This is a genomic window from Ruegeria sp. L11 (assembly GCF_056531755.1).
On sequence record NZ_JBQFMI010000022.1, the window covers coordinates 15,124 to 35,671 of the forward strand.

The 20,548-nt window shown below is 54.2% G+C and carries 21 protein-coding genes and 6 pseudogenes; 13 read left to right on the top strand and 14 right to left on the bottom strand.

Annotated features, from left to right (window positions below; all coding sequences use genetic code 11):
* Positions 1 to 126: 126 nt before the first annotated feature.
* From ACR0CE_RS19110 to ACR0CE_RS19125, 4 genes are all read right to left on the bottom strand, one after another.
* Complete coding sequence (locus ACR0CE_RS19110; RefSeq protein ID WP_480833466.1) at positions 127 to 435, bottom strand: type 2 periplasmic-binding domain-containing protein; 309 nt, start codon at positions 433 to 435, stop codon at positions 127 to 129.
* Entirely contained in the window at positions 432 to 662 is a 231-nt protein-coding gene (locus tag ACR0CE_RS19115) for a transporter substrate-binding domain-containing protein (RefSeq protein WP_480833467.1), read from the bottom strand. Before ACR0CE_RS19115 ends, ACR0CE_RS19110 begins: the two co-directional genes overlap by 4 nt.
* Before the next feature lie 3 nt (positions 663 to 665).
* Positions 666 to 1,025 carry a MerR family transcriptional regulator gene (locus ACR0CE_RS19120; protein ID WP_480833468.1) on the bottom strand — a complete coding sequence of 120 codons (360 nt, stop codon included), beginning with the start codon at positions 1,023 to 1,025 and terminating at the stop codon, positions 666 to 668.
* A 321-nt stretch (positions 1,026 to 1,346) separates the two neighbouring features.
* The gene (locus tag ACR0CE_RS19125) at positions 1,347 to 2,258 is read right to left on the bottom strand and encodes a PLP-dependent cysteine synthase family protein (RefSeq protein WP_480487943.1); all 912 of its coding nucleotides are present in this window, start codon (positions 2,256 to 2,258) and stop codon (positions 1,347 to 1,349) included.
* 126 nt (positions 2,259 to 2,384) lie between these two features.
* Here ACR0CE_RS19125 and ACR0CE_RS19130 point away from each other — a divergent pair, with 126 nt between their 5' ends.
* Together ACR0CE_RS19130 and ACR0CE_RS19135 are read left to right on the top strand one after the other, a co-directional pair.
* Positions 2,385 to 2,762, top strand: coding sequence for a winged helix-turn-helix transcriptional regulator (locus tag ACR0CE_RS19130; protein ID WP_480487944.1), 378 nt, complete (start codon positions 2,385 to 2,387; stop codon positions 2,760 to 2,762).
* 87 nt (positions 2,763 to 2,849) lie between these two features.
* Entirely contained in the window at positions 2,850 to 2,978 is a 129-nt protein-coding gene (locus ACR0CE_RS19135; protein ID WP_480528895.1) for a hypothetical protein, read from the top strand.
* Between the two features lie 148 nt (positions 2,979 to 3,126).
* On the opposite strand, the gene ACR0CE_RS19140 is transcribed toward ACR0CE_RS19135, so the two are convergent.
* The 6 genes from ACR0CE_RS19140 to ACR0CE_RS19165 form a co-directional block, all read right to left on the bottom strand.
* Positions 3,127 to 3,804, bottom strand: a complete 678-nt coding sequence (locus tag ACR0CE_RS19140; RefSeq protein WP_480545999.1) for an aspartate/glutamate racemase family protein — start codon at positions 3,802 to 3,804, stop codon at positions 3,127 to 3,129.
* 7 nt (positions 3,805 to 3,811) lie between these two features.
* The gene (locus ACR0CE_RS19145) at positions 3,812 to 4,534 is read right to left on the bottom strand and encodes an ABC transporter ATP-binding protein (protein ID WP_480487946.1); all 723 of its coding nucleotides are present in this window, start codon (positions 4,532 to 4,534) and stop codon (positions 3,812 to 3,814) included.
* 3 nt (positions 4,535 to 4,537) lie between these two features.
* The gene (locus ACR0CE_RS19150) at positions 4,538 to 5,320 is read right to left on the bottom strand and encodes an ABC transporter ATP-binding protein (protein ID WP_480495253.1); all 783 of its coding nucleotides are present in this window, start codon (positions 5,318 to 5,320) and stop codon (positions 4,538 to 4,540) included.
* Positions 5,317 to 6,288, bottom strand: a complete 972-nt coding sequence (locus ACR0CE_RS19155; protein WP_480546035.1) for a branched-chain amino acid ABC transporter permease — start codon at positions 6,286 to 6,288, stop codon at positions 5,317 to 5,319. Before ACR0CE_RS19155 ends, ACR0CE_RS19150 begins: the two co-directional genes overlap by 4 nt.
* 19 nt (positions 6,289 to 6,307) lie before the next feature.
* Complete coding sequence (locus ACR0CE_RS19160; protein WP_480483595.1) at positions 6,308 to 7,177, bottom strand: branched-chain amino acid ABC transporter permease; 870 nt, start codon at positions 7,175 to 7,177, stop codon at positions 6,308 to 6,310.
* A gap of 97 nt (positions 7,178 to 7,274) precedes the next feature.
* Entirely contained in the window at positions 7,275 to 8,462 is a 1,188-nt protein-coding gene (locus ACR0CE_RS19165; RefSeq protein ID WP_480833469.1) for an ABC transporter substrate-binding protein, read from the bottom strand.
* A gap of 229 nt (positions 8,463 to 8,691) precedes the next feature.
* Here ACR0CE_RS19165 and ACR0CE_RS19170 point away from each other — a divergent pair, with 229 nt between their 5' ends.
* On the top strand, positions 8,692 to 9,402 hold the full coding sequence (locus tag ACR0CE_RS19170; RefSeq protein ID WP_480833470.1) for a GntR family transcriptional regulator: 711 nt from the start codon (positions 8,692 to 8,694) through the stop codon (positions 9,400 to 9,402).
* Positions 9,403 to 9,456: 54 nt separating this feature from the next.
* Here the strand turns inward: ACR0CE_RS19170 and ACR0CE_RS19175 are convergent.
* Positions 9,457 to 10,139: pseudogene (locus ACR0CE_RS19175) on the bottom strand (IS6 family transposase).
* A gap of 83 nt (positions 10,140 to 10,222) precedes the next feature.
* Positions 10,223 to 10,426, bottom strand: a pseudogene (locus ACR0CE_RS19180) (transposase); the annotation flags it as partial.
* 10 nt (positions 10,427 to 10,436) lie between these two features.
* Here ACR0CE_RS19180 and ACR0CE_RS19185 point away from each other — a divergent pair.
* From ACR0CE_RS19185 to ACR0CE_RS19200, 4 genes are all read left to right on the top strand, one after another.
* Positions 10,437 to 10,820: a hypothetical protein gene (locus ACR0CE_RS19185; RefSeq protein WP_480833471.1), complete on the top strand. Its 384-nt coding sequence runs from the start codon at positions 10,437 to 10,439 to the stop codon at positions 10,818 to 10,820.
* Positions 10,821 to 10,904: 84 nt separating this feature from the next.
* Complete coding sequence (locus ACR0CE_RS19190) at positions 10,905 to 11,579, top strand: phosphatidylserine decarboxylase (RefSeq protein ID WP_480773855.1); 675 nt, start codon at positions 10,905 to 10,907, stop codon at positions 11,577 to 11,579.
* Positions 11,580 to 11,591: 12 nt separating this feature from the next.
* Positions 11,592 to 12,338, top strand: a complete 747-nt coding sequence (pssA, locus tag ACR0CE_RS19195; protein ID WP_480487950.1) for a CDP-diacylglycerol--serine O-phosphatidyltransferase — start codon at positions 11,592 to 11,594, stop codon at positions 12,336 to 12,338.
* Between the two features lie 9 nt (positions 12,339 to 12,347).
* Positions 12,348 to 12,971, top strand: a complete 624-nt coding sequence (locus ACR0CE_RS19200; protein ID WP_480483589.1) for a class I SAM-dependent methyltransferase — start codon at positions 12,348 to 12,350, stop codon at positions 12,969 to 12,971.
* Positions 12,972 to 13,075: 104 nt separating this feature from the next.
* Here ACR0CE_RS19200 and ACR0CE_RS19205 read toward each other — a convergent pair.
* Positions 13,076 to 13,544 (bottom strand): annotated as a pseudogene (locus ACR0CE_RS19205) (DDE-type integrase/transposase/recombinase).
* 261 nt (positions 13,545 to 13,805) lie between these two features.
* A complete protein-coding gene (locus ACR0CE_RS19210) occupies positions 13,806 to 14,489 on the bottom strand; it encodes a DnaA N-terminal domain-containing protein (RefSeq protein WP_480483588.1) in 684 nt (227 codons plus the stop codon).
* 469 nt (positions 14,490 to 14,958) lie between these two features.
* Here ACR0CE_RS19210 and ACR0CE_RS19215 point away from each other — a divergent pair, with 469 nt between their 5' ends.
* From ACR0CE_RS19215 to ACR0CE_RS19240, 6 genes and pseudogenes are all read left to right on the top strand, one after another.
* Positions 14,959 to 16,266 carry an AAA family ATPase gene (locus ACR0CE_RS19215; protein WP_480483587.1) on the top strand — a complete coding sequence of 436 codons (1,308 nt, stop codon included), beginning with the start codon at positions 14,959 to 14,961 and terminating at the stop codon, positions 16,264 to 16,266.
* A complete protein-coding gene (locus ACR0CE_RS19220) occupies positions 16,263 to 17,372 on the top strand; it encodes a ParB/RepB/Spo0J family partition protein (protein ID WP_480833472.1) in 1,110 nt (369 codons plus the stop codon). The genes ACR0CE_RS19215 and ACR0CE_RS19220 overlap by 4 nt, the downstream gene beginning before the upstream one ends.
* Before the next feature lie 530 nt (positions 17,373 to 17,902).
* Positions 17,903 to 18,135: pseudogene (locus ACR0CE_RS19225) on the top strand (IS6 family transposase); the annotation flags it as partial.
* A gap of 35 nt (positions 18,136 to 18,170) precedes the next feature.
* Entirely contained in the window at positions 18,171 to 19,229 is a 1,059-nt protein-coding gene (locus ACR0CE_RS19230; RefSeq protein ID WP_480833473.1) for an IS110 family RNA-guided transposase, read from the top strand.
* A 232-nt stretch (positions 19,230 to 19,461) separates the two neighbouring features.
* Positions 19,462 to 19,910 (top strand): annotated as a pseudogene (locus ACR0CE_RS19235) (IS6 family transposase); the annotation flags it as partial.
* 92 nt (positions 19,911 to 20,002) lie between these two features.
* Positions 20,003 to 20,134, top strand: a pseudogene (locus tag ACR0CE_RS19240) (IS110 family transposase); the annotation flags it as partial.
* Between the last annotated feature and the right edge of the window lie 414 nt (positions 20,135 to 20,548).

Consider the following 20,548-nt stretch of genomic DNA (forward strand, 5'->3'; position numbering starts at 1 on the left):
CTTCTGCAGAAACTCTCACAAAGCCGCCATTCTCGCATCGCGCAGCTTCGGCCACTCTGGCTCGCTGCAAGGCACTTGGGCGGTATCGGACTTTGCGCGCCGCGGCCAAGGTCAGCTTTCGACGTATCAGGAGGCCACCATATCAACTTCGGCAGCCGAGAAACCAAAAGAAGCGACCATGTTCCGATGGGCGTCGGTCCCAAGGAATTGCGAAAGAACTGCATCGACATCGTTCCGCAGGTCTGTGTCGTTCAAACCAAACGCGAATGACCCGAACGCAGGAGGTTTTTCTGAGTTTGGCACAAGGATCAGTTCCAGGTCCCATTCCGGGTTCTGCTCGATAAATCCACCATGCGCTCGACCCACGCTGGCATAGGCATCGGCGGTGCCTTCACAAACAGCTTGTGCGGCCTCGGCATATGTTTCGAAAATCATGATGCGCTCTTCCTGCGTTCTTCCGTTCCAAAAAGACCGGTCGTCATGCGCCATCGGCCATCCCCGACCCCGGGCAAGAGTTCAGCAAATTCCGTTTCTACCGTTTCAAAACCGGCAATGCCAAGTTGCGCCAATACATTCCGCGCGAGTTCAACGTCACAGCCCGTGACGAGGCCTGTTGCATCGACGTAATTGAACGGCGGTTCGATCAGGTAGGCAAACTTCATGGGTCATCCTCTTTGGTGTCCGGGGCCATAGCTGGCGATCTTGATGGCGAGGATACTTTCGCATTTTTCGAGAGTAGCGCGTTTGGCTTTTAGCGTTGACGCGTGGCCCAACAGGATTTGTCGCCGTTCTTCGATACCTGCATCGCCCACTTTGGCAAGAGTCGTGAACCGACGCATTTGCTTGAGTGGCATGCCGGTTTCGCGCAGCCAATAGAGCAGAGTCAGCCACTCGACCAAACGAGCCGTAAACCGACGATGTCCATCGGTGCCACGCTCGATCTCTGGCAGCATTCCCGACTTCTCGTAGAACCTTATAGTATGTGCGGATAGCCCACAGGCTTCCGCCGCTTCAGCAATTCTCATCTTCGCAAATGTTCCTCTGATCTCTGGGTAGCGAGTTAGAGCCACTCTAAGTCAATAGCGACTATTGAAAAGCCGGCATTCGTGCAGAGTGCGGCATCTGTCAAACTGGGCTCTGGGCGGTCATCGAAGGCGGAGCAGCATCTGAATTAAGAGAGATCTGTGGAGCCATCGAGGACGGCCCAAACCAATCTCTCAGCGCAACCCCATACTCTGCGGTCGCTGCCCGAAATTCAGACATTCGCTGCAGGCACGAAAGGTAGGATCACCGCAAGGTCAGCAGTGCGAACAAAGCTGGCATCAGCAATTCGTGTTTGAGACCCACTACCGATGCAAGTCTCCGTTCAAGTAGCGCAGACCGGTGTCGATGATCACGGTCACTACGGTTTTGCCCGGTCCAAGTTCCTTGGCCTTTTTCAGGGCCGCCCAGATGTTTGCACCTGACGTCACACCGCCAAGCAAACCTTCCTGGCCAGCGAGCGCCCGGGCCCCCCAATAGGCGTCTTCATCCTTCACTGGAATTACATCATCGATGAGGTCCCTGCGCAGGATCTTCGGCACGAAGGATAAGCCTATCCCCTCGAGCTTGTGCGTACCACTGGTGTCACCTCCTGAGAGGTTGCGCACGTAGTAGGGCTCCACGGCGACAACTTCGGTGTTGGGATTGTGCGTCTTCAAGACCTCGGCATTGCCCGAAATGCAACCGCCACCGCCCGCAGCCATGACGAAGGCATGTACGGGAGTGTTTACTTGGCTCAGAATTTCCTGAGCCATGTCGTGATACCCCAGCTTGTTATCTATGTTGTTCACCTGATCCGGCCAAAACGTGCCCGGTTCCCCGGCCAGTTCTTTTGCGCGCACAATCATCCGGTCGAGTACATCCGCAGTCAGCACGCCGCCCTCGGCGTGAACAATTTCCACTTCCGCGCCGAACGCTCTCATCGTTTGTAGCTTTTCCTCGGAGAACCCGTTTGAAGACACAAAGTAGGCCTTATACCCGCGAGTGGCACAGACCATCGCCAGCGAGCTTCCGGTGCTGCCACCAGTGTACTCGACAACGCGCCCACCGGGCTTCAACTCTCCGCGCCGTTCGGCCCCTTCGATCATCGACAAGGCCATGCGGTCTTTCATGCTGCCCGTTGGGTTGGCCCCTTCCCACTTCACATAGATGTCGGCGTGATCGGGTCCTGTCAGATGGGACAGTTTGATGAGTGGGGTATTGCCGATGGTGGTCATTTTGGAGCCTTTCGCGGACTGTCATCACCAGTGGCTTCCATAAGTTAAGTCACATACTGAGTCAAACTTCCATTTTTTAAGTAACTGCGCTAAGTTCAACAAATTGACAGCTAACATGAGGACGGAATGACCCAAACTGAGCATGAGTTTCGTTCCCGATGCTCGATTGCGCGCAGCCTTGAGATCCTTGGTGACAAATGGACCCTGCTGGTGGTGCGAGACCTGTTGTGGCACGGAAAACATACATTCCAGGAATTGCAGAACAGTGAGGAACACCTGCCCCCAAACCTTCTGTCTCAACGACTAAAGCGGTTGATGGAGTGGGGGCTTGTGGAGCGGGTGGCCTATCAGGTCAGGCCAGTGCGCTATCGTTACATGCTTACCGACCGGGGGCGAGCGTTAGAGCCAACCTTGTTGGGGATCATGAACTGGGGGCACTTGCACTTAGGGGGAGGACTGTTCGACCCAACGCTTGGCAAGACAGTGGCTGGAACATCGGTCTGAGTTTCCAGACACGTTCGTTCTGGGTTCGTAGCAGACCTGGGAGCATGCGCGTCAACTAGATTCCAGAGTTTGCGACACATCCTCGGCATGTCCGAAGCAGAATACCAACGGCTTCGCGATCTGACCAGCGAATGGCGTTTCGGCAACAACTATCTGCTGACGATCCTCCTGGAACACTTAGACGATGTTGTGGACAGGAGGCTTGGAGCACCGTGATGGCGGACTTCATCGAGGAATACGGTCAGCCGGAAAGCGGCAGATTGCGTTAGCTGACGATGAGGCCCGGCCGATAGTGTTGAAAAACTCTGATTTTGCCCAAAAGTGGTGGAATAGTTGGCCGTAGAGAGCAAGTCGAAGACCCCGGCTAGGCGTAAGAACACAGCTTCGACGTCGTCAATCTGGATTTGACCAAGGCTTCGGCAAAGGTGACGGCACAGGCAACACCATCAACAACTGGTAAACCAAACTCCTCGGATAATTGTGACATCAAGTCTGTCATTCCGGCACAACCCAGAACGATGGCTTCAGCTTTGTCCTCGTCAATGGCGGCGCGAATTTCAGCCCGTATCTTATCTATTGTCGCCGGATCATTTTCCTCAAGCTTCAGAACCGGCACGTCCGATGCCCGAACCCGGGCACATCTGCGATCCAGGCCATATTTCAACAAATTGGTTTCCAACCCAGCCAGAGATCGGGACAGCGTAGTAATGACGCTGAATTTTGGACTGATCATGGAGGCCGCGTGATAGGCGGCCTCACCAACACCAACGACCGGAGCCGAGGTGATGCAACGTACAGCGTCGACACCTGTGTCATCGAAACAGGCCACTACGATGCCATCCACATCCGGATGCTGCTTGACCACATCCAACAAGCCTGGAACACAAGTAGAGACATCCAGATAGCCCTGTATGCTGGCGGGACCGTCTTGCGAAGTGGCAGCAATAATCATGGTTTCAGGATGCACAGCCGCCCGCGCTGCCTCTTCTATCTTTCGCGTCATGGAACTGGTGGTGTTGGGATTGACGACTAGAAGTTTCACAACGTCCTCACATTTCTCCGCCCAGATAGGCGGCTTTGATCCGGGGATCGGTCAACAGCTCTTTGGAATTGCCCGAGATCACCACATTTCCAGTGGTTAGTGCATAGGCACGGTGCGAAATCGAAAGCGCCATGCGCGAGTTCTGTTCGACCAGCAGCACAGACACACCTTCGTCCCGGTTGATAGCTACAATAGACCGCGCAATGTCTTGCACCAGCTTGGGCGCAATTCCCAACGACGGCTCATCCAGCAACAGAAGGCGTGGCTTTGCCATCAGAGCGCGCCCGATCACCATCATCTGCTGCTCGCCACCCGACAAGGTTCCTGCCGACTGGCTGTAGCGCTCTTTCAGACGCGGAAACCGTTCCAGAACCGAATCCAGAGTGCGCTGAACATCCGCTTTGTCCGAGCGGGTAAACGCCCCCATCAGAAGATTGTCTTTTACCGACATGTACGGGAAGACGCGCCGCCCTTCGGGCACCATAGCGATGCCTTTCGAGACGATCTCGGCCGGATTGGTTCCGGCAATCTGTTCGCCCTCGAACGCAACCGAACCGGATTTGATCTTCGCCAGCCCAGTGATCGCCCGCAGGATCGAGCTTTTGCCTGCCCCATTGGCACCGATCAGAGCAACCGTTTCGCCTTGCTCAAGATCAATCGATACCCCTTTAAGGGCATAGACGTGATCGTAGTAAAGCTCGACATCCTTGAAATCTAACATCTTGGTCATGGCTCAGATCCCAATCTCGTCGTCGGCGCTGCCCAGATAGGCTTCGATAACTTTTTCGTTGTTCTGGATTTCTACCGGTGTGCCCTCGGCGATCATCTCACCGAAATTCAGCACGACGATCCGGTCCGAGATATTCATCACCGCAGGCATGTCATGTTCTACCAGTAGAACGGTCACCCCCCGGTCATCTCGCACCTTGCGCACCAGATTGACCATTTTCATGGTCTCGTCATGGTTCATCCCGGCGAAGGGTTCATCCAGCAGCAACACCTTGGGATCGGTTGCCAGACCAATCGCGATCCCCAACGCCCGCAGGTTGCCCTGTGGCAGGTTTGAGGCCTGTTCGTTTGCGATCTCGGTCATGCCGAGGAATTCGATCAGATCGTCGGCATATTGCCCGAAACTGTCGACATCTTCATGCGCCGTTTTTGTGCCCCAGAAATACCCGGCCAACGAAGCACGGGCCCGTAAGTGCTGAGCGACAATGATGCTTTCGCGCACTGTCATGGATTTGAAGATCGTCGTTTCCTGAAACGTGCGGACAACACCTTTGCGCGCCACTGCGTGTGGTTTCAGGTTTGAAATCCTCTCGCCCTTGAACAGCACCTCTCCGGTCGTGGTCGGCAGGAAGGACGAAATCATCTTGAACAGCGTGCTTTTACCCGCACCGTTCGGTCCGATCACCGACAGGATCTCGTTTTCATTGACGTTGAACGAGATGTTGCTGTTCGCGGTCAGGCCACCGAATTTCTTGGTGACATGGCGGACTTCCAGAAGATGGCTCATTTGTCCTCTCCTTTCTTGCCAGGCAGACGCAGGCTGAGCAGCCCGTTGGGCAGGAACAGCATCAGGATGATCAGCAAGCTGGAATAGGCCAGCAGCTGGAAGCGGCCCAACTCGAACAACAGGTCCCAGCCAAAATACAGGACCAGCGTGCCCAACATCGGGCCAAACACATATCCCAGACCACCGAGGAAGCAATTCAGCATGAAGTTCACACTGTCGGCGACCTGAAAGCTGGACGGATAAACCGATTGCGCGATCGATCCGAACATCGCACCGCCAATGCCGCCCAGAAAGGACGAGATGGCAAAGACGATGACCCGGATATACGAGATGTTCACACCTATGGAGCTGGCCAGTTCCTCATTCTGCTGCATCGAGCGGCAAAGGTGGCCAAGGCGCGAATTCACCAGCCGGTACATGGCGGCAAAGGTCAGGACCATCAGAACACAGGCGGTGTAGTAGAAGGCCAGTCTTGGGTTCTCCAGTGTTCCGAAATCGGGTATCAGAGGGATACCCAGGATCGACACCCCGCCCGGAAGCGGGATTGAGGTGATGCCCTTGGCACCATTCGTGACAGGCAAGGCAAGCGCAGTCAGGGTGACGACCTGTGTCAGCACCAGCGAGATCATTGCAAAATACACGCCCCGCAGCCGCAGGATCGGCAGACCGATCAGAACCGCCACACCGGCTGCAAAGAGGCCCGCAAGCGGCAGGGACAGCCAGAACGAAATGCCAGCCTTGGTCACCAGAATGGCCGAGACATAAGCTCCGATCAGGGCAAAGGCGCCCTGCCCTATGTTAATGCGGCCGATATAGAAGGTCAGCCAGACACCGGCACTGGCGATCGACAGCAGCGCTACCGAGGTCAGCGTGTAGTACAGGTCAGACCGTCCGGAGGCGGCGACAAAGCCGGGAACCGCGATGAAGATGGCCAGCAGGAAGACCGCCACACCGGCCCATTGGATCATTGAAAATTTTGGCACTGCGTTATCCCCACGGTTTGCCCATCAGGCCCTGCGGGCGGATGGCCAGGAAAATCATCAGCGAGACGAAGATCAGCAGATAGGTGATATCGCCATATTGCGAGAGCACCGCTAAACCGATGGCTTCCATGAAGCCAAGGATGATACCGCCTGCGATTGCGCCGGAAATCACACCTGCGCCGCCGATCATGACCATCATGAAAGCCTTGATTGAGGTCGGTCCGCCCATACCCAGATTGACGCCGGTAATAGTCACGAGCAGACCGCCGACCAGACCAGCCAGCATTGCGCCCAATGCAAATCCAATCATGGAGTAGCGAGCAACATTGACTCCCATCAGTTGGGCAGCGGTTCTGTCCTGCGCCAGCGCACGCAGGGCGCGGCCGGTTTTGGAATACTGCATAAACAGGATGAAAGTGACGATCGACAGAATAGCCAGCACGCAGATCAAAATACGGTCATATGGCATGATCAACTTGAAATCCCAGTTGAAAACCCCGTTGACGATCTTGGGCACACCGCGCTGTTTTTCTCCAAAGACCAGCAGGATGACCGCGTCAAACAGAAACGCCAATCCCGCCGCCAACAGCATTGTGCTTTCTTCGCGCGATGACCGTCGTATGACTGGGGCGAACAGAAACCGTTCTATCAGCGCGCCGAGCACGGCCAGAGTGATACAGGACGCCAGCAGCGCAAGGATGAAAGGCCAGCCAAGTTGTCCGTAGAAGGTGTAGGTCACAAAGCCGCCGAGAACGTACATCTGTCCGTGAGCAAAATTCAGTACGTTCATCAGGGCAAAGATCAGCGTCAGACCCAAGGCGATCATCGCATATTGCGCGCCCAGATAGATGCCGTTTGCTAGTATCTGTTCCATGATAGTCCCGCGTTAGGTTCGGGTTTCCCGGGCCGATCATCAGCCCGGGAGTTTGAGTGGCTCGTTAGGCTTTCGCCTTGTCGTGGGGAGTTCTGCCTCAGTCGACTTCAGCGACAAAGAGTGTTTCAAACTCTCCGTCCTGGTAGACATTCACTACCAGCGGGACCGCAATCTGACGCTTTTGTCCGAAGGAGGTTGTTCCGACGTACCGCATTACGGCGTCGCCCTTCATGAAAGGGTTCGGTGCTTCGAACGTGTCCATCGTGGTCTGGAACGCCTTGACGTCGTCAATTCCCGCCGGGTTGGCGTTCAAAGTCGCCAGAATATACTCCAGCGCATAGACCTTGGTATTCGATTCATCGTTATATTCGCCGAACATATCAGTGTAACGCTTGACGAATTCCTTCATGTCGTCCGATGCGATTTCAGGCGTCGATGCACCGCCGACCGAGATGAACCCGTTGGCCAGATCGCCCGCACCTTCGCGCAGAACCGTCGCATCCTGCGCGGTCTCGGTCGAGATGATGCCCTGATACCCCAGTTCGCGCGCAGACCGGATCAACTGAGGTGCATTGGCCGGCGAGACGCCGGACAGAACCAGCAAATCAGGCTGCGTGCGCATTACAGGCGTCAGAACCGGGGTAAAATCTGTCGTGTCCACCTGATACGTCACGTTGTCAGACACAACTTCAAGACCCAGCGCATTTGCCGCTGCGATCCCTCCATCCCGCTGGCTCAGCGGATCAGACTCGTTGGCAGCAACAAAGGCCACGCTCTTTACGCCTTTTTCGTCGCGCAGGTATTCGTAAATCGCCGGGCCGGACTGATAGTTCGCGACCATGCCCAAAACCGCATTGGACGCCGGAGCGGTATAAAGCTCTTTCGGGAAGGCATATGGGAAATACATGATCCCTTTTGCTTCGGCAACTGGGCGCACGGCGGCTGCGCCGTCATCCACGTTGGGACCAACCACATAGTGGATCCCTTCCTGCGCCATCTTCTCCATGCCTGCGATTGCGCGCTTGGGGTCTTTCTGGTCATCGAACGAGACGATTTCGATGTCGTATGTGGTATCACCAATCTTGTAGCCGCCGGATTCGTTGATCCAGTCAGCCCGCGCCTCCATCGAGCGCTGGTTCGAGATGCCCCAGGCCGCTGCCGGACCTGAAGTCACACCAACAAAGCCAATCTTAAGAACCGGGTTTTCCGCCCAGGCGGTGGAGCCCAGAACGGATATGGCCATCGCCAGGGCCGCCGATGATTTCATCAGATTTCTGCGTTTCATTGTTTCCTCCCTATTGAGGTTTGGGCGCCTCTTTTGTGCGCTTGCAAAGGTTATTGAGTCACAGGTCGAATCCCGGTGATGCTGTTAAGCTCAGCATTGTTAACAATCTATGTCAACATTTTTTAATCAACGGCAGTGTTGATATTGTGAACAAATGCTCAATATATTGTCATTCGGAAGCCGTGCGTCTAATAAAAACGAACATGAATTCCAGCCAAATCGGAATAAGATGACAGACGCCCAACAAAAACTCGACACCGTCCAATCTGATCCGGATGAGCAATTGATCGTCGATCGAATTTACTCCGCGGTTATGGAACAAAAGCTGGCTCCACGAACCAAATTGAGTGAACAAACCTTATGTGAGACCTTTGGCGTTGGTCGCATGCGCGTCCGCCGCGCATTGTTGTTATTGAGCAGCCAAGGCATTGTTGAACTTCATTCCAACCGCGGTGCCTTTATAGCCTGTCCAAGCCCTGACGAAGCTCGAGAGGTTTTTGAGGCCCGCTTGATGATTGAGTCTGGCATCGTACGTACACTAGCACATGAAAACGGCAGCCTGGGAATCGACGCATTACGGACACATGTCAAAGAAGAAGATAAGGCTCGGGCAGCTAATGATCGAACCGAGATTATTCGGCTCTCAGGTGAGTTTCATGTGGAGCTGGCCAAATGCCACAACAATACGGTACTCACACGCATTGTCCGCGAGCTGGTGACCCGGTCATCTCTGATCGTGGCATTGTTCGGAACCAACAGAGACTCTTCGTGCCCCGATGATGAGCACGCTTCGATCATTGATGCGATCGTGAGTGGTGATCCAAAATCCGCGGAAGACAACATCCAACACCATCTCCTTCACGTAAAAAACAGTCTGGATCTGGAACAAACCCGAAAGGTTGAACCCGATCTGGCCAAGATACTCACCGGGCGCATGTAATTGGATCTGTTGCAAACTTTTGGAATGGCCAGAGTAGCGACTAACCGGACACACCTATCCTGCGATCTCTGCAAATAGCTGAAATCCCGACGTCGTAGCGTTGGGGAATTGCTGCTTTCGGATCCTGTTTGCGACCTCGATGCCGTCCAGAATAGCCGATGCGGACCCGAACGATTTGAACCCGCACATGTGCCGCACGCGACGCTTGATAAACCGATAATCCTGCACGATCAGGTTATTCAAATACTTGACCTGACTGTTTGAAAATTGGCAGGGCAACCAAACCGATTAAGGATTTTGTTCACTTCTCGAATGCCCGCTGCGTTGGTTCCACTTTTGTCGATGACGATTTTGCTCGGGACTCCATTTGAAGACAGCGCTTTGGCAAAGAACCTGGCTGCCGCTGGAGGGTTCCTCCGCTCAGACAGCATAAAATCAAGGGTCTTGCCGTGCTTGTCGACAGCTCGATAGAGGTAAACCCACGCGCCTTTCACCTTGATGTAAGTTTCGTCCATTCTCCACGAACGATCACAAGGTCCTTTGCGGCGACGTGCTGCCTCAGCGATCGCACCAGAATACCGTGTTACCCATCGGTTTAGCGTGGCGTGGTCCACTAAAACAACGCGCTCGGCCATGATTTCTTCCAGATCCCGGTATGACACACCGAATCGGACATAAAAAAACACCGCGAACAGGATCACGTCCTTCGGATATTGCGCGCCTTTGAAGGAAATCATGAACCAACTTTAGACTGATTATACCGAAAGTCATTCACCCGCAGCATCTGACCTCGTCAACAGCCAAATGTTTGCAACAGATCCGTTGAATGCTGTCTTGGAACCAGCCCGAGCCAGGCGGCGAAGTCGCGTCCTCGCGGGAACGTTTCCGGCGGCGGGGCGAGGGCCACCAGCGCAGTTGCGATGAGCGGACCAATTCCAGGCACCGTCATAAGGCGGCGTGCCGTTTCATTTGACCGCGCGCGGCGGGCAATCTCGGCATCCAGTTCTTTGATCTGACCCTCCAGTTGGTTCAACATGCTGATCAGCCTTTCTAAGCACTGGCGCAGGCCTCCATTCAGGTTGTTTGCAAACCCACAATGGCACACCGAGGCCAGCGGGGGCCTCTACACCTTCAGAACCGTACAGGATTTCTCAAATGGAGCGATTTCTTTGCCGACCCCGGTTGCAGAACTGGTCGATATGGAACTTAGAACGCTCTGTGGCGGGATCGTCCGGTGGTCCGGCAGATCTCACGAATTGATCGCATTTGAAGAAGGCGGACTTGTACGAAGCCTCGATAGCTTCCAATCGGGTCAGGTCGAAGACTTGGTTACGGAATTTGGCCTCAACCCAGCTGAAGTTACCGAAGTGCGCGGAGATTCAGACGATCAAGCCCTTTGGATCAGATATCTGAAATAATGAATCGTCTGCACCCGCTACACTTGCGTTCCCCAGCAATCCACTTATGAAAGTGCCATCAATTGACCTCGGGGAAAGCTTACGATGCGCATGCGCGATACGTTCATCAAACCGATGCACCCTGAAGGCATTCGGTTTGTCGCGATCTTTGCCGCCATCACGGTCGGTCTGTTTCTCCTGTCCGACATTCTGGGCTGGATTGGCGTCGGCCTTACGGTCTGGTGCTACTATTTCTTTCGCGACCCCGAACGCGTATCACCGACAGGGGAAGGCTTGATTGTCAGCCCGGCGGATGGGGTGGTTTCGCTAATCGAAGCGGCAGTGCCGCCGAGTGAGCTTGGGATGCCAAACACGCCCCTCACTCGTGTCAGTGTATTCATGAGCGTCTTCAATTGCCATGTGAACCGCACGCCCATTGAAGGTGAGATCACCGCCGTTGCCTACCGCCCCGGCAAATTTTTCAACGCATCCCTAGATAAGGCCAGTGCCGATAACGAGCGCAACAGCCTGCGTATTCGAATGAGGAATGGTCAGGACCTGGCTGTGGTCCAGATTGCCGGCCTAGTGGCCAGACGGATCGTCTGCTTTGTGAAACCTGGCAACGCGCTTCAAACCGGAGAGCGATTTGGATTGATCCGTTTCGGTTCCCGTCTGGATGTTTATCTTCCAGATGGCGTGGAGCCGCAGGTGCGTGTCGGGCAAACGATGATTGCCGGCGAAACTATCCTTGCCAGTTTGCACACACCCAATGAAAAGTAGGTGGCTGGATCAGTGACAGAACCATCCGAACAGGAAGAGACCGGGTTTGCGCTGATTCATTTGCTGCCCAATGCACTGACAATAACAGCCATTTGCGCGGGCCTGTCGGCAATCAGATTTGGCGTTCAGGGCAACTACGAGCTTGCGGTGCAGTTGATTATAGCCGCTTGTGTGCTGGATGGGTTGGATGGGCGCATTGCGCGCTTGCTCAGCAGTGACAGCAAAATCGGGGCAGAACTGGATTCGCTCGCGGATTTCTTGAACTTCGGCGTTGCCCCGCCGCTTGTTCTCTATTTCTGGGCTTTGCAGGATGTACCCAGTGCTGCATGGCTCGCCGTGCTGTTTTTTGCGGTGTGCTGCGTTATGCGCCTTGCTCGGTTCAATGTGGGCAGCAAGTCCGAGACCTGCGAACATGACAGCGCTTATTTCGAGGGGGTTCCGGCCCCTGCAGGGGCGCTGCTGGTCATGTTGCCAATGTATCTGTCCTTCGCTTTCGCGGATGCGCCCGCGCTGCCCAGTATATTGATTTGCCTCTTCATCGTGATCATTGGTCTTTTGCTTATCAGTCGCATACCGACCTGGTCTTTTAAAACCACGCGGATTTCACGCGAGAACGCGAAGTTTTTTCTCATCGGTGTCGCTGTTGTTGGCGCCGCGCTGCTGACCTTTGCCTGGGCCACGCTGATCGCGCTTTGTGTCGGATATGTGGGAATGGTCGCTTGGGCGTGGATTGACAGGGAAGCACGTTCTAACCGTTAAGGATACGATATGGACATCAAAGCCGTTCAAACCTCTTACGCTCGCTGGGCACCCGTCTATGACAAGACGTTTGGGGCCGTCACCAATGTCGGGCGGCAGCATGCGGTTGACTATATCAACAGACGTTCTGGCAAGGTTCTGGAGGTTGGCGTGGGCACCGGGCTGTCACTGGAACATTACGGACCCAGGACTCAGGTGACCGGAATCGACTTCAGCGAGGACATGCTGCAAAAAGCACGCGGCAAGGTAAGAGATTTATCCCTGAGCCACGTTGCGGAGCTAAGGCAAATGGATGCCCGCGCGCTTGATTTCCCAGACAACCATTTCGATACGGTTGCAGCGATGCATGTGCTGTCCGTCGTTCCAGAACCGGAAAAGGTAATGGCGGAAATTGTGAGGGTCTGTAAACCCGGCGGCAGTGTGGTGATTACGAACCATTTCAAACGAGAGCGAGGTCTGCTGGCAACCTTGGAACGCGCGTTTGCGCCAATTGCTAACACAATCGGTTGGCACTCTGACTTCGAAATCGACACGGTATTACAAGAGCAAGCGCTAACTGTCGAAGAGCAAAGAGCCCTACCACCGATTGGGATGATGACCTTTCTGGTTTTGAGAAAGTCAGTGGTTGCATAGTGGTCTAGTGAAAAGTTAGCGCCTACTAAAACAGGAAGCCGAGCAGAATGACAGGTATTGCCAAGTTGATGACCTGAGCATGTGAGGTATTGGCGAAGACAGGATCAAGCGGTCATTTCCGCAGTGTACTCGTCCCAGAGGTTGAACGCGTCGGAACGAGCGTGGCGGTAAGAGTTTGCGGTGAGTTGATAGCGGCTGGGGCGGAAGACCAGGTTGATTTTGTCATGCGCAGACAGAAATCTCTGAGCCTTTAGGTCAGACTTGAACCGGCCCATGATCTTTTCTCGTTTGCGGGTTGGTCGGTGCGACACTTCGATGGCGTTATTCAGACCTTTGTGGGCATGATGGTCAACCTCTGGTGCAAGTATTTTGATCGGCTTGATATAGCTGCGCAATTTGTCGGTGATGACGACCCTGGGTTCGCCAAACTTGGCAACCGGCCCGAGCAGCCAACAGATCCTCAACGTCAGCTGTGCTCAACCCAAAGCGATGGTAAGCCCAGACCGCGTAGGCAATGATCTCACGAGAAAAGCGAAAACTTTTCAGGAGTGGCATGATCGTTGGGATGTTCATTGGCGCGACATAGCTGGATCATTCAACGTGAACAACTTGGCAATACCGTCGAGTTAGGTTCTTTCGCAAACTTCTCTGAGATCTGCATACATGAAGCTGGAGGGACGATTGTCCAGCCAGTTGGCTGAACTGCTGAAAAAGACGGAATATGGGCGTGAATTGACCTTTGCTGATCTTCTTGAAGACTGTTCGGAAACTACTCGATGGGACCGAACATGAGATCACGTACGTTCGACAATTGGGCAACAAGGCCGAAGACAGTTACTCAGCTGCGTCCACGCGAACCGTCCTGATGCTGGGATCAATACGGCTGTAGGCGGCCAGAAGTCGCGCCGACCACTTCTGCGAAATATAATCGGCCATGAATCGTGACGGTGCGATAAGGACAACACGCCCCCCTGCCCTTTCAGCTTCGGACAGATGTTGAAACCAGCTTGCCCACAGTTCCGGATCGCGACCGTGTAGAATCGCCTGTACCTGCGACCACACATCCCCAGCTGGGCTGTCAGGGGCACTGGGTTTGGTTGCAAAGGGTACGACATTCGTTTCGGGTTCCGGCACGTCAGTCATCCGGGCTTGAAAGTCCGATCCGATAACAGACCACACCTCTTCGGTGTCAATCAGGATTTGTTTCAGATCGATCTCGTACACGGCTACACGACCCCGCGCTGAGGGCCGTTTTACCGTTACCCAACCTAATGTGCGAAATCTGGACATTTCGCGCTTTACGGTTCTTTCGTTCACTGCCCACAGGCGCGAAATTTCTTCCCGCCCAATGGATAATTCGTTGTTGCGCCAGTTATACCGGGTCGTAATCAACGCAATGATACGCAAAATACTTCGTTGTCGGTGCTTGTCGCCTGACAGCGCATGAACGGTCAGAGCAGATAGTATATCATATTTCAAAGCCGGCGCATTTCGCCCGACCGGTTTCGCAAGCTGCATATCCGTTCTCACCGCTCAGTCTGCCTCTGGCGGGTGTGTCCCGCCAATCTCGCGCCGTTTGCCAACGCTTTTCGTCATCTTGGCCTAATTAGCGTCCAAAGCTTCGATTCTGTCAAGCCAAGACTGGAACATCGCGAGATCTTGCGCAGATCAAACTCAAAAAACGAAAAGAAATTTGGTGAAATATTGGTGATGGGGGTCATTCTGTGTGTCCCCTTATTGGGTCTTTGTGTCCCTCTATATGTGGTTATTTCCTTTGGTCCGTCCCCCTAAATACTGGCTGGATAGGGCTGTCTTGATCGTTTTGTTCCACCTGAGGCGGTCGAATCGCTTCGGGTGTTTTTACGCCTTGTTTTCTTACCCGTGGGTAAGATCGTACTCTCATCATAATTTCTTTTGCTTAAAGTGCAAATCAAGCGTAAATAAGAAACGAGCAGAAATTTACGTTCCAAACTAAGAGACCCGAGGCATGTACACGCACGAAGACCTGAACGCATTGCGCAATCAGTCCCTCAAGTTGCAGGGGTGGATTCGCCAGCAGACCTTTAGCCCTGAGATGGAGAAAACGCTCCGCCGGTTTTCCAGCTGGGAAGTGTCCGAACTGATCTTCCGGGTGAACCAGTCAACCTTTCGCGGAAAGCTTGCAGCCGATCCTTCCCTGCCCGGTGGAGAAGTTGAGCCCGACGGGCGTCAGCGCTGGTTCAGCCTGGAAGAGGTGAACGAACTTCGGCGACGGCTCAAGATTAATCGCAAGTCACTGATGCCCCCTCGCCCTGAAGGCAAGCGCGCCATTCGTGCGGCTGTCGCAAACTTCAAGGGTGGCGCGGGAAAGTCGACCGTGGCGCTGCATCTTGCCCATGCAGCCGCCCTGGATGGGTATCGGGTCCTTGTGGTGGATTTCGACCCTCAGGCAACACTAAGTCATTCGATGGGGCTGACGGATGTGGCAGAAGATTATACGGTCTGGGGGATCATGGCGCGTGACCTCATTCGTGAAACAGAACGCATGAATAACCGCCCCGCCGCTGCAGAATCGGGAACCGCCCTGCCCCGCCGGGAGTTGCCGCCCGCGATAACAGATATGGGCCTGGGCGATCTGCGAATTGCTGATTTCATCAAGAAGACCTCCTGGTCGACGATCGATGCGATACCTTCCTGTGCGAACGCAGCCTTTGTTGAATTTGCGTCGGCCCAGTACCGGCACCTGAATCCCGAATGGTCCTTCTTTGCGGCGGTGTCCCGGTATCTGGATCAGATTCCGGATGACGCCTATGACCTTATCCTGTTCGATTGTCCGCCCGCAATCGGGTACCAGTCTATGAACGCGGTCTTTGCCGCAGACATGCTTTATATCCCTTCGGGCCCTGGCTATTGGGAATATGACTCGACCACATCGTTCATCGGCCAATTGGCAGAAGCGTTGGAAGACCTGGCTTATGGGTTCGACAAGACCTTACCCACGGGTAAGATTGGGTTGCCCAAAACCTTCTGTGAGTTGCGGTTCCTGTTGACGCGGTATGAACCGGGCAATGCGCTGCATCTGGCGATGTTTGATGCCTTTAAGAAGGTATTTGGCGAGCACGTCGCACAGCACCCGGTGGAAATGACCCGTGCGGTGGAGCAGTCTGGACGTTTTCTGAGCTCGGTCTACGAAATGGATTACCGCGAAATGACCCGCGAAACCTGGCGGCGCGCCCGCTCAACTTTCGACAATGTGTATGAGGAATTCCGGGGCGTAATGCTATCGGCCTGGGACAAGGTGGAGGATGACGCATGAGCCGCAAGCGGAGAATGTTCGATATTGATCTACCGGCTATGGATGACATTCCTGTTGGTAAGGTGCCGGATAAAGTTTTCGAAAAACGACGTGGCCCAATGGCCGCTGCAATTTCGGAAAATGCCGACGCTTTGCGTGATCAGCAATCGACAGAGCAATCCATCCGTGCAGAAAACGATCGTCTTGCACACGAACTGGTTCGGCTAAGAGCCGAAGGTTTGGTGACAGAACGAGTGGTGCTGAACGACGTTGTAACGGAAAAGCTGACACGAGATCGCAAACCCGGTCCCGATCCAGAACTGGATGAACTAAAGGACTCTATTAGGGAGATCGGCTTGTCCAACCCGATCCGCCTGGAGCGCAGGTCGGACGGGCTGTATGAATTGATCCAGGGCATGCGCCGTTTGTCTGCCTATCGTGCCTTGTACGATGAGACCGGTGACGAAACCTATGCCAGAATTCCAGCGGGGATTTCTGATGCGGGTGATCTGGACAACAGTTATCGGCGTATGGTCGACGAGAACCTGATCCGAAAGGATATCTCATTTGCGGAAATGGGCGCCCTCGCCCGTGCATATTCCGAAGACCCTGCGAATGACTGTCCGGATGTCGACAAAGCGGTCTCCACGCTGTTCAAATCTGCCAGCTACACAAAGCGTAGCTATATCCGGTCGTTTGCCAGTTTGCTGTTGATGCTGGACAAAGTTCTGATCCACCCAAACGACATTCCGAGAAACGTGGGCGTTGAGCTGAAGCGCAAATTTGACGCGACGCCAGGTCTGGTTCGCCAGGTAAGCGAGGCACTGAAGAGTGAGCCTGATCGGGATGGCGCGCGTGAAGTCGCAATTCTGAGGTCATTTCTAGGTGAGCCAGAAGCTGTGTCCTCGAAGAAGACGGAGGCCGCCAGTGCAGGTAAACCACGCCGCGCGAAAACAACTTTTCAGGTTTCGGGCAGGGCAGGGATCGCGAAATGTGCTGCTTCTAGTGGAAGGATCGAGGTGCGGTATGATCTGGATTTTACCCGCGTTGATCGAAGCAAACTGGAGGCAGCAATTGCCGCGCTGCTCGATGCGCTTCCCGAGGAAGATGATCTTACCCACGGGTAAGATCACGAACTAGCAAGTCAGGTGAAGGCGTCGGAAAGGTTTCGGCGCCTTTTTTGTTTTGCCGCGCAAAGGGTAGGGGCCTTGAGTGACATTGTCGGGTAAATCCACTGTCCAAGCTGAACCGGAGGGCGCGGGCCATGGCGTGAACGGGGTAACCGGCATATCAAAGCTTGCTGTCAAGCCAAGTATAAAGTTTCTCAACATATCGATTATGGACATAATCTGCTTAGGCATGTATCTCCGTTCTGTCGAAAACAGGCGGCGCCGGGAGCGTCGCGCTTACCCCGCCGACCCGCCGAACGTCAAACTTACCTAGTGCACAAGCATCGTTGCGATGTTTACAGTCGAAGATCAGTCGGTTGTGATTTGAGGCATATGTAGTGTTAGCGACTTGCATAAACTACAATATATGCCAACAGCTCTGGCTTGGCACCCAAAAAAGATGTGTCGCAACCTCTGGGGTCTGGTTGACGCGCGTGCGTGATCCTCGGTTTGTACTCGTCGGATAGTTTTGAACAGGTTGTTTGAGCATGATCTCATTGAACGGCTGTCATTTCTCAAGGATGCAGTTTTGTACGCTGTGTACTTCTACCTGCGTTACACGGTGTCGTATCGGGACTTAGAAGAAATCCTGGCGGAACGCGGCGTTCAGGTGGACCATGCCGCTCTCATCAGGTGGGTCGTGAGGTATTCACCGATGATCGCAGTAAGATCGCAATTGAAGAAACGCCCAACGCCGAACTCTTGGCGCATGGACGAGACTCTGAGTAATTGACCAGCAGCTCTCTTGGCCGGTGCATGATGGCATCGGAACAAAGACAGGAGAGTAAAATGGAACAGTGTTTTGTCGGATTGGATGTTTCGAAAGCTGAGACGTCTATTTGTTTATGCGACGAGAACGGTGATCCGGTGTTTGCTGCGAAGAAAGTCACCGAACCGGATGTCATTTTCCAAGTGCTGCGCAAACACCTTGGTTCCCTCAAATGCGTCGTCCTCGAAACCGGTCGAATGGCGAACTGGCTCTATGCTGAGCTCTCGGATCGGGGATTGCCGATGGTTTGCATCGACGCCCGTCAGGCTCATGCTGTTCTCAGCCAGATGCACAACAAGACTGATGCCAATGATGCCGCCATGTTAGCAGAGCTGGCGCGCACGGGGTTCTATCGGAAGGTAGAGGTTAAGAGCCGGCTCGCCCAGGAGCGGCGGGCATTGCTGAAAGCTCGGGAAGTGGCATTGAAATCCCGCGTGAATGTCGAAAACACAATCCGCGGTCTTTTGGCCAGTTTCGGGCAGCGGTTGCCAAGGCATCTGCACACATACGAGGAACGGGTCCACGCGATCCTGAAAGATCGGCCAATCTTATCCAAGATCATCCTGCCTTTGCTCGACTTGCGCACAACCGCGCTGCGGCAAGCGGCAGCTCTGAGTAAAGAAATGGCGCGCCATGCGAAAAACGATGAAGCCTGCCAACGTTTGATGACGATCCCTGGCGTTGGCCCGGTGAGCGCTGTGACCTTTGTGGCAACAATCGACAACCCGCATCGGTTTGTGAAATCCAGATCGGACGGAGCCTATCTCGGGCTGACTTCCCGGCGCTACCAATCGGGGGACATCGACTATGGGGGGCGAATATCGAAACGGGGCGATCCTATGCTGCGTTCTACGCTCTATGAAGCGGCCAGCAGTTTACTGAACCGAGTAAAACCGGGCAAAGGATCTGAATTACAGAGATGGGCTCGGGCTCTCAAAGCCCGTACCAGTCACAAGAAGGCGGTTGTCGCCTTAGCCAGAAAACTTGCGGTCCTTATGCACGCCATCTGGACAAACGGATCAACCTTTCAAATGAAGGAGGCATAATCAGCGTAACAGCGGACAAACCGAACACGAGTTGCCGTACCGACCAACACGGCAGGCTGTCGACCGAACCCGTGAGATCTACATGCGGCTATTTAACCAGACCGCGCATGAGACCTTTGGGGGTTGATGCCTTGAACGCCGAGATGGAGCTCCAACAGGATGACTTTGGAAAGAACCTTGCAGGTGGTCGATACTGGAATAAAGTCACCGAGAGCTGCTGCTCAATTAAAGAACCTACATCAAAGTTAAAGGCGCGTGGGTTTACCTCTATCGAGCTGTCGACAAGCACGGCAAGACCCTTGATTTTATGCTGTGTGAGCGGAGGAACCCTCCAGCGGCAGCCAGGTTTTTTGCCAAAGCGCTGTCTTCAAATGGAGTCCCGAGCAAGATCGTCATCGACAAAAGTGGAACCAACGCAGCGGGCATCAAGGCCATAAACAAGATGCAAAGGGCTTTGGATGTCCGATACCAATTGAGATAGTCAGGCGGAAGTATCTGAACAACATTGTGGAACAGGATCACCGCTTCATCAAAAGACGAACCCGTCCGATGCTGGGGTTTAAAGCCTTCAATTCAGCTTCAGCCACTCTCGCAGGCATCGAAGTCGCGCACATGATCCGCAAAGACCAATTCACACCTGGACTCTGTCCCTTTCAACAATTCAAAGAACTGGCCGCTTAACTCATCAGGTCAGATGCATTTCTCCGAACTGCAGGAATCTTCGCAACAGCGTTGTTATGTGGCGTTCGCGTAAGAGAACGGAAACCGATCCCTGGCTTGCCCGCATGATCGAACGCAAGCCGCCACTGCTGGTCCGCGTGGCCCTTGCGAACAAGATGGCGAGGATCGTTTGGGCCTTGATGAGCACAGGGGAAGTCTACCGGGCTCCAGCTGCCAACGCGTAAAGCGTTTGCGGCTGCGAGGCGGCGGAAACGGAAGAGGACAATGGACGGTATGGCATAAGGATCGTGAGACCGGGTCGGGAAAACCAGCTTGCGACAGAGTGCTTCGAGCACGTGGTTTTGAATTGGACCGGATCCGCTAACACCATAGGGGCCAGCGGCATGTGCAAAAGCCGCACAACAGGCCGAACACATGTCAGTACCCGAACCGATGCAATTACCGGCCAAAATTACCTCTTGCGTTTTGGGCGTCTACACATGTCGCAAACTTAAATGAGATTAGCATAGTCAGTGCTGACGAGCCGATTATCCTGCCAATCTGGCAAATGTCCGTCATCGAATGATTTGGAACACGAGCGTTTGATTGGCTTAGGAGGATCAGGCTCGCCGCAGTTTCAATCTACGCCGCGTTCTGAT

Bases quoted from the DNA above. Each gene is read 5' to 3' on its own strand.
- ACR0CE_RS19110 (WP_480833466.1), bottom strand. From the start codon at position 435: ATGATTTTCGAAACATATGCCGAGGCCGCACAAGCTGTTTGTGAAGGC.
- ACR0CE_RS19115 (WP_480833467.1), bottom strand. From the start codon at position 662: ATGAAGTTTGCCTACCTGATCGAACCGCCGTTCAATTACGTCGATGCA.
- ACR0CE_RS19120 (WP_480833468.1), bottom strand. From the start codon at position 1,025: ATGAGAATTGCTGAAGCGGCGGAAGCCTGTGGGCTATCCGCACATACT.
- ACR0CE_RS19125 (WP_480487943.1), bottom strand. From the start codon at position 2,258: ATGACCACCATCGGCAATACCCCACTCATCAAACTGTCCCATCTGACA.
- ACR0CE_RS19130 (WP_480487944.1), top strand. From the start codon at position 2,385: ATGACCCAAACTGAGCATGAGTTTCGTTCCCGATGCTCGATTGCGCGC.
- ACR0CE_RS19135 (WP_480528895.1), top strand. From the start codon at position 2,850: ATGTCCGAAGCAGAATACCAACGGCTTCGCGATCTGACCAGCGAATGG.
- ACR0CE_RS19145 (WP_480487946.1), bottom strand. From the start codon at position 4,534: ATGACCAAGATGTTAGATTTCAAGGATGTCGAGCTTTACTACGATCAC.
- ACR0CE_RS19150 (WP_480495253.1), bottom strand. From the start codon at position 5,320: ATGAGCCATCTTCTGGAAGTCCGCCATGTCACCAAGAAATTCGGTGGC.
- ACR0CE_RS19155 (WP_480546035.1), bottom strand. From the start codon at position 6,288: ATGATCCAATGGGCCGGTGTGGCGGTCTTCCTGCTGGCCATCTTCATC.
- ACR0CE_RS19160 (WP_480483595.1), bottom strand. From the start codon at position 7,177: ATGGAACAGATACTAGCAAACGGCATCTATCTGGGCGCGCAATATGCG.
- ACR0CE_RS19165 (WP_480833469.1), bottom strand. From the start codon at position 8,462: ATGAAACGCAGAAATCTGATGAAATCATCGGCGGCCCTGGCGATGGCC.
- ACR0CE_RS19170 (WP_480833470.1), top strand. From the start codon at position 8,692: ATGACAGACGCCCAACAAAAACTCGACACCGTCCAATCTGATCCGGAT.
- ACR0CE_RS19185 (WP_480833471.1), top strand. From the start codon at position 10,437: ATGCTGATCAGCCTTTCTAAGCACTGGCGCAGGCCTCCATTCAGGTTG.
- ACR0CE_RS19190 (WP_480773855.1), top strand. From the start codon at position 10,905: ATGCGCATGCGCGATACGTTCATCAAACCGATGCACCCTGAAGGCATT.
- ACR0CE_RS19200 (WP_480483589.1), top strand. From the start codon at position 12,348: ATGGACATCAAAGCCGTTCAAACCTCTTACGCTCGCTGGGCACCCGTC.
- ACR0CE_RS19210 (WP_480483588.1), bottom strand. From the start codon at position 14,489: ATGCAGCTTGCGAAACCGGTCGGGCGAAATGCGCCGGCTTTGAAATAT.
- ACR0CE_RS19215 (WP_480483587.1), top strand. From the start codon at position 14,959: ATGTACACGCACGAAGACCTGAACGCATTGCGCAATCAGTCCCTCAAG.
- ACR0CE_RS19220 (WP_480833472.1), top strand. From the start codon at position 16,263: ATGAGCCGCAAGCGGAGAATGTTCGATATTGATCTACCGGCTATGGAT.
- ACR0CE_RS19230 (WP_480833473.1), top strand. From the start codon at position 18,171: ATGATGGCATCGGAACAAAGACAGGAGAGTAAAATGGAACAGTGTTTT.